The sequence below is a fragment of the Lacinutrix cladophorae genome (genome assembly GCF_053604645.1).
Map to the genome: position 1 here is coordinate 1 of NZ_JBSHNR010000025.1, position 4,500 is coordinate 4,500.

Consider the following 4,500-nt stretch of genomic DNA (forward strand, 5'->3'; position numbering starts at 1 on the left):
CCTCCATTCAATAACTTAACGCAACAAATCTAAATTTATAGATTTGTTATAATGGAAGTAAAAAAACATAAACGACTTACTCTAAAAGAGAGAATTCAAATAGAGACTCTTTTAAACGAAAACAACACGAAAGCTTATATAGCTAAAAGACTAGATAGATCTAGATCAACAATCTCTAGAGAAGTCAATAAATGGGTGCAAAATAAGTACGATAAATACGAAGCTCATTTAGCTCATTGGTGCGCTAAAGACGATTATTTAAACAAAAGAAATCTTGATAAAATAAGCACCTACTCGCTTTTAAGATTCTTTGTATATAAAGGACTTTTATCGCAATGGACTCCTGAGCAAATTTCTGGAAGAATTAAGGAACTCTATCCTAACAATCACATAATGTCTATTTCTCACGAAGCCATCTACAAACACATTTACACAAGGCCACAAGCTAGTTTAAACAAGAAACTAATCAAACTACTTGTGCGCAAAAAAACTAGACGAAGACCTTCTAAAAAAAGACGAGGAACAGGAAGCAAAATAATCAATCAAGTCAGTATTGACCTAAGACCTAAGCATATCGAATTAAGAAAAGAAGTTGGTCATTGGGAAGGTGACTTAGTTATTGGAAAGGGCCAAAAATCAGCAATAGGAACAATCGTTGAGCGAAAATCCAGATACACATTAATCATTAAATTGAATAGCAGAAAATCTGATGAGATTGCTAAAATGTTCTCTTATAAATTAAATCAACTTAACAAATTATTTAAAAAAACAATGACTTACGATAACGGAATTGAAATGGCTAAACATGAAAAAATAACTCAAAATACCGGTATGAAAATTTACTTTGCGCATCCCTATTCTTCCTGGGAAAGAGGAACTAATGAAAATACAAATGGACTCATAAGAAGGTACCTACCAAAAGGAACAGATTTTAATCTAATTGATGAAAAATTATTGATGCAAATTCAAGTAAAACTTAACAATAGACCTCGCAAAATTATAGGATATAAAACACCTCTAGAAATTATGGATTCTGAACTAAAAAATGTAGCTTAGTATCTAACAAAAAAAAGCAACGTTTGTTGCGTTAGAACCTTGAATGCAGCTAATAAAATAATTGTTGATAACGCAACATATTCTATTTATGAAAAACTTATTTTAAAATTAAATGAACACGAAAAGGTAAAACTAATAAATTTACTTGTTGAATATGAAATAGAAAATTATGAGTTTAATGATTACGCAAAGTTTATAAAATATATAAAGCCTTTAAAAAAAGTAATAGATAAAAAACAATTATTGGTGTTTTGCAAACGTCTATTAAAAGAAGTGGAAAAAGGGAAAAAACAACATATTTATACTTTGTTTGAAATTTTTGGAGATGATTTAAGAGTTTTACACGAAGATGAAAAAGAATTGATTCTTACTTATATATATAATAAAGTTGAAGGTGCATCTGCTTGGAATAACGAAATTGAGAACAATCGGATTAGAGAACTTTTTTCATTTTTAGGTCTATACATCCATTCACCAGAACTAAAACAAAAATTTTTTGATTTACTAATAAATATTGTTCGTTATCATAATATGACTGAAAACACTAAATGGTATTATACTTGGACATACAGAAATATGATTAGCAAGTTTTCAGAAATTGAACAAGGGAAATGTAAAGATTTTATAAAAGAAAATGTGCAAGAAGAAGTATTTGAATCTTTCTACAAAGCATTAGAAGATGATTTACCTTTTTAAAAAACTGGCACTAACATCGTGTATAAAAAAATGCTACATTAGTGCTTAAATAAAGTTAGTTGCACTTTTGTTATGTCTGATTTTCCTACGGAAAATTCTCGCTTACAAAAACGCAACTTTTCATACACAAACACGTTGTACACCATATGAGAGAAACATTCGTAATCATATTTACCTTAATCGGATTTTTAACATTTGGACAGGAAAATAATCTTGACCGAATTGATAACAAAGTGAATTCTATAGAATCGGATTCCACTCTTACGGAAACTGAATTTGATTGGGTGGAACTGACTGGAATTACTACAGATGGTGGCGGAATTTTAAAAGTTTGGCGGAATGAAAAAAAGATTTGTAAAATAGTTGAGGAAATCGGACTTTCTTATGGTCGAATAAGAACAATTATTTATCTGAATAACGGAATCCCAATTAAGATTATAGAAACCGAAGAAAACTTTGAAATAAAAGACAACGAATTAAATTATAAAAAATTGAACGAAGTTTATCGAGAAATAATTTATGTTTTCGATTGGGAAAATGATAGTGCTGAAATAAAACGAATTGGAAAACGAAAAATGAGTGAACAAAGTTGCTCAATGTATGAATTGACCGAATCTGTTATGGAAAGAGCAAAAAAAGCAACAACGGAATAAAATACGGTGTACAACCACGTGTATAATTAATTGCTTGGTTCTAGACTACTTACGAATATTCCTGCGGAATATTCTATTCGGTTTTTATTTGCTAAATTACGTGCTTAACCACGCAACTAATCATACACATACACGTTGCCAGTAATTTGAGAAAATCGAAATCGAATTGAAAATATGATATTGAAATGCATAACAGAATTTTATGATGACTTTTTCCAATATCATTACGAAAAACAGAAAACTAAAGATTCTGACCCAGAAGCTTTTCCAATATTTCTGACTTCTTTCTGTCAAGGAACTAACATATTGATTTTAATAATAGTTCTTTATTATACAACTGATTTGAATTTGATTTTGAGTAAGCAACATTTTGCCTTATCAATAATTCCCTTGTATTTAATTTTGGGAGGAATTCATACTTACAGATTTGTTTGGAGGAATCGGACTGAAAAAATTTTAAAGCGGAATAAAACTCTTGATAAAAAAACTAAATGGATTGGAAACCTATATGTTATTGTTTCAATGTGGTTTCCTTTATTTTTGATTTATTTCTTTAACGAAATCTATTGAGTTCGGACTGAATTAAAAGCTGAATGTCTGAATTAAAAAATATAGCGGAATAAAAACTACTGGCAACAATGCATATATTTTATTGCTAGGTTCTAGCCTGCTTACGAAAGTCCTCGCGGACTTTCTATTCGGTTTTTATTTACTAACTTAGTGACTTGATCACGCAACAAACCATATGCTAAACCGTTGTGGTGCATTTACCAAAACGCTTCGAAAATAAAAAACTAACTAAAACCTGAACAGAAAAGTTAATGAATTTATCAAGACATTGTAATTTATGTGAAAACGAATTGACTAGTCTTGAAAAAGGTTTGATCTGTAAATTGACCAATAAAAATCCTGACTTTCATAACACTTGCTCGAAAATTACTCTTGACAAAAAATTTAAAGAAAAGTTAGAAATTGCAAATCTCGAATTGGAAATAATACGCAGAAATAAAAAATCAACACATTTGACTTTTTACTCTACTACAATTATTGGTTTTTTATTAATAATTGGCGGATATTTTTTTTCTAGTTGGACTATATACAGCCTTTTTCTTTGGACTGTGAAAATTGGAATAATTGCAAGCGGATTTACATTCCTTGGAGTTGCTTACTCGAAACTGAATAGATTTAGGAAAAAAGATAAAAAAGCACAATTGGAAAAAAGAAAAATAGATGAAGTGCTAAAAAAGTACGGAATTGTATACTCTACAATCTTTGATTTTAAAGAAAAAATTCACGGAACTCAAGAAGTGATTGTAAATTTAGAATTTAAAAATTGGACAAAAAGACAAACAACAAACACCTATAAATTTGATTATTAATAGAAGTAAAAATAGAAAAACGACACCACAACACAGTATATAAAAAATTGCTGGTGTTGTGCTTAAAAAAAGGTCGTTGCAAGTTTGCTACGTCTGAATTTCCTTCGGAAATTCCTCGCACACAAACCCGCAACTTTCCATATACTAACACGTTGTACAACATTTGACCAAAAATGCCGATTAAACGAAATACAGACCAAAAAAGTAAAACTCTGATTGAATTTTACACTGAAATAAAAAACGAATCCAATGTTGTTTCAAAAGGTGTTGGAACTTTAATGCTGAATTGGATTGACAGAATTAACTCGGAATTTAAAGAAACGGAAATTTGGGGATTGACTTCTCATTACCATCTGATTTTACAAACTGAAAATGATTATACTTCTCAAACTTATGTAATTCTGACAACTGGAATGGATGAATATCATATTGAATATCTTATTCCAAAAGAATCGGAACCTTGGGAAAATGCATATGTGAAAGGAGCAACAAAATCTTTGGACAAAGCAATGGAAATGTTAAAAATTGCAATGCGGAATTCTAAAGGTTGGAATAAATCATCTGAATTGAAAACTGAATAAAAACGTTGTACAACAATGCATATATTTTATTGCTAGGTTCTAGCCTGCTTACGAAAGTCCTCGCGGACTTTCTATTCGGTTTTTATTTACTAACTTAGTGACTTAATCACGCAACAAACCATATGCTAAACCGTT

The 4,500-nt window shown here is 30.0% G+C and carries 5 protein-coding genes; all 5 read left to right on the forward strand.

Going from position 1 to position 4,500, the window contains the following annotated elements; genetic code table 11:
- Positions 1-51: 51 nt before the first annotated feature.
- The 5 genes from ACVC3Y_RS00100 to ACVC3Y_RS00120 all read left to right on the forward strand — a co-directional run bounded on the left by ACVC3Y_RS00100 (position 52) and on the right by ACVC3Y_RS00120 (position 4,365).
- A complete protein-coding gene (locus tag ACVC3Y_RS00100) occupies positions 52-1,056 on the forward strand; it encodes an IS30 family transposase (RefSeq protein ID WP_452225714.1) in 1,005 nt (334 codons plus the stop codon).
- Between the two features lie 39 nt (positions 1,057-1,095).
- A complete protein-coding gene (locus ACVC3Y_RS00105; protein ID WP_452225715.1) occupies positions 1,096-1,752 on the forward strand; it encodes a hypothetical protein in 657 nt (218 codons plus the stop codon).
- 146 nt (positions 1,753-1,898) lie between these two features.
- On the forward strand, positions 1,899-2,405 hold the full coding sequence (locus tag ACVC3Y_RS00110; protein ID WP_452225716.1) for a hypothetical protein: 507 nt from the start codon (positions 1,899-1,901) through the stop codon (positions 2,403-2,405).
- Between the two features lie 821 nt (positions 2,406-3,226).
- Entirely contained in the window at positions 3,227-3,784 is a 558-nt protein-coding gene (locus tag ACVC3Y_RS00115; RefSeq protein ID WP_452225717.1) for a hypothetical protein, read from the forward strand.
- Between the two features lie 173 nt (positions 3,785-3,957).
- Positions 3,958-4,365, forward strand: a complete 408-nt coding sequence (locus ACVC3Y_RS00120; protein ID WP_452225718.1) for a hypothetical protein — start codon at positions 3,958-3,960, stop codon at positions 4,363-4,365.
- The last annotated feature ends 135 nt before the right edge of the window (positions 4,366-4,500 follow it).

Coding starts and splice junctions, on each gene's coding strand:
- ACVC3Y_RS00120 (WP_452225718.1), top strand. CDS start 3,958: ATGCCGATTAAACGAAATACAGACCAAAAAAGTAAAACTCTGATTGAA.
- ACVC3Y_RS00100 (WP_452225714.1), top strand. CDS start 52: ATGGAAGTAAAAAAACATAAACGACTTACTCTAAAAGAGAGAATTCAA.
- ACVC3Y_RS00110 (WP_452225716.1), top strand. CDS start 1,899: ATGAGAGAAACATTCGTAATCATATTTACCTTAATCGGATTTTTAACA.
- ACVC3Y_RS00115 (WP_452225717.1), top strand. CDS start 3,227: ATGAATTTATCAAGACATTGTAATTTATGTGAAAACGAATTGACTAGT.